The sequence below is a fragment of the Bacillus sp. mrc49 genome (assembly GCF_002803435.1).
In genome coordinates, this window is sequence record NZ_PHNG01000806.1 from 1 (window position 1) to 826 (window position 826).

The 826-nt window shown below is 43.5% G+C and carries 1 protein-coding gene; it reads right to left on the reverse strand.

From position 1 onward, the window contains the following. Positions 1–148: 148 nt before the first annotated feature. A partial coding sequence (locus CVN76_RS30145; protein ID WP_157805845.1) for an ABC transporter permease occupies positions 149–826 on the reverse strand: 678 nt, incomplete at its 5' end.

An 826-nucleotide genomic window follows, 5' to 3' on the forward strand; every position in this document is an offset into this window, starting at 1 on the left:
GATGAATATCGAACATTGCATGAAATAAGTAATCTCTTTGATCATTAAAAACAGGTATCAGAAGCTCTTCCGCATATGTTTTCCCAGGAAAAGCACTGCCTTCATTTTTGATAAATTCATCAAGCTTACCCATTTTTGAACCTCCGATTTATAAAGCTTTTTCCGCCTTGATTCCAAAAAACTTGTTTGAAATGAAAAGCACGATAACAATAAGCGTAATTTGTATCATCCCATAGGCAGCGGCCTGCCCCATATTGAACATCCGCAGCTGATTCATGATTTCAATGGATATCGGCCTATTGGAAATCGTATATAACAGCACCGACGTTGGAAATTCCCCGACTGACTCGATGAATGCCAATAATGTCCCTGCCAACACGCCAGGCATGATGATCGGCAAAATGACCTTTCTGAAGGTATAAAACCACTTCGCTCCCAGGTTCCTGGCCGCTTCCTCGATCGAGTCATCCAGCTGCTCCAAAACGGCGTTAGTCGAACGCACAACAAGTGGGATATGCCGGATGAAATAGGCAAGCGGCAATATCCAGAAGCTCCCCACCAATATTTGGCCAAAAGAAAACACGCTCGGTTCATTAAAGGCGAATATCAGGTTCATCCCGATGACCGTTGCCGGCAAGGCCCAGGGAATCATGACCAAAATATCCATAATGCTTTTCCCGACGAATTTCCGTTTAACAAGGACATACGAAGTGATCACACCGAATATCAGATTTGCCAGTGTGGCAATAACGGCCATCAGCAAGCTATTTTGGAGCGGCTTAAAGATATTGGGATCTTCGAATAATAGCCGGTAATTTTCGATATT